Genomic DNA, 1,698 nt, shown 5'->3' on the forward strand with positions numbered 1-1,698 from the left:
TATCGAGCCCGCCATAGCTCAGGCGGCGTCCGTGTTCGCAGACGGCGACGGCGTCGGGCTGGCGCCGCGCCCATTCTTCGAACCTGCCGTGCAGGTTCGCCGCCGGTTCGGCGCCGGCCTGGCGCTTGGCCCTGGCCAGTTCCTGCAGGCGCTGGCGCTGTTGCGGCGACAGGGCGTCGAGACGGGCCTGGGCCTGCGTGCGTTGGTCGGCCTGGGCCGGGTCTTCGAATCTCATCATCTTCGGATTTCCTGTGAATGAACTTGCGTGTACGGGACGGCGCTCAGGCGATGGCGTCGGCGCGCACGGCGGCGCCGCTCCAGCGCGTGGCCGGGGCGGGCGCCGGCAGGGCGGCGCGGTCGATCTTGCCGTTGCTGGTGGCGGGCAGGCTGTCGAGCGTGACCAGGTGCGACGGAATCATGTAGCCCGGCAGCGACGCCGCCAGGTGCCGGTGCAGCTCCACCTTCCAGTCCTGGTCGACGGCGCCGACCGGCACCACGTAGGCGACCAGGTGGCGCTCGTCGCCTTCGCCCTTGATGGCGACGATGGACGCGTGCACGGCGGCGTGGCCCACCAGCCGGCGCTCGATTTCGCCCAGCTCGATGCGGAAGCCGTGCAGCTTGACCTGGTCGTCGTTGCGGCCCAGGTAGGCCAGCGCGCCGTTTTCCAGGCGGCGCGCCAGGTCGCCGCTGCGGTACAGCACTTCGCCCGGCAGCGACGGCAGCGTGATGAAGCGCTGGGCCGTCAGTTCCGGCCGGTTCAGGTAGCCGCGCGTGACGCCCGCGCCGCCCACGTACAGCTCGCCGGTCACACCGGCCGGCACCGGCTCGCGCTGCTCGTCGAGCACCAGCAGCGTCAGGTCCGACAGCGGCACGCCGATGTCGTTGGCGCCGTCGACCGCATCCTGCGCGGACACGCGCTTGTACGTGGCGTGGACCGTGGTCTCGGTGATGCCGTACATGTTCACCATGGCCGGGGCCTGGTCGCCGAAGCGCTCGAACCAGCGGCGCAGGCGTCGGGTGTCCAGCGCTTCGCCGGCGAACACCACGTTGCGCAGCGCGCCGCGATCGTTGCGGGCCAGCAGTTCGGGGATCAGGTTGGAAAACGCGGTCGGGGTCTGGCTGAGCATCGTCACCTGTTCGTCGAGCAGCAGGCTGGCGAACTCGGCCGGCGCGCGCGCCACGTCGTGCGGCACGATCACGAGGCGCCCGCCGTACAGCAGCGCGCCCCACATTTCCCAGACCGAGACGTCGAAGGCGTACGAGTGGTACAGGGTCCAGACGTCCTGCGTCGAGAACGAGAAGTGCGGTTCGGCGGCGGTGAACAGGCGCGCCACGTGGCGGTGCTCGACCATCACGCCCTTCGGCTTGCCGGTCGAGCCGGAGGTGTAGATCACGTAGGCGAGATCGCTGCCCTCGACGACGGGCAGCGGCGCGTCGGCAGCGCCGGCGTCGGCGTCTTCCCGGTCGAGGAAGAACACGCGGCCGTCGCAGCCGGCGAGCAGCCCGGCGTACTTCGACGTGCTCAGGGTGAAGCGCGCCGCCGCATCGGCGCGGATGAAGCGCTGGCGCTCTTCCGGCACGCCCGGGTCGATCGGCAGGTAGGCGCCGCCGGCTTTCAGGACGGCCAGGATCGAAACGACCACCTCGATGCTGCGGTCGAGCGTGATGGCGACCAGCTCGCCGCGCTGCAGGCCGGCG

Annotated in this window: 2 protein-coding genes; both read right to left on the minus strand. The window is 71.1% G+C overall.

Features of this window, described 5'->3' with window-relative positions; all coding sequences use genetic code 11:
- A partial coding sequence (locus ASC93_RS31550) for a hypothetical protein (RefSeq protein WP_162251955.1) occupies positions 1 to 238 on the minus strand: 238 nt, incomplete at its 3' end.
- Positions 239 to 281: 43 nt separating this feature from the next.
- On the minus strand, positions 282 to 1,698 hold a 1,417-nt coding region (locus tag ASC93_RS27490), incomplete at its 5' end, for an amino acid adenylation domain-containing protein (RefSeq protein ID WP_162251956.1).

This window comes from Massilia sp. Root335, from assembly GCF_001425685.1.
Taxonomy (GTDB): Bacteria; Pseudomonadota; Gammaproteobacteria; order Burkholderiales; family Burkholderiaceae_D; genus Telluria; species Telluria luteola.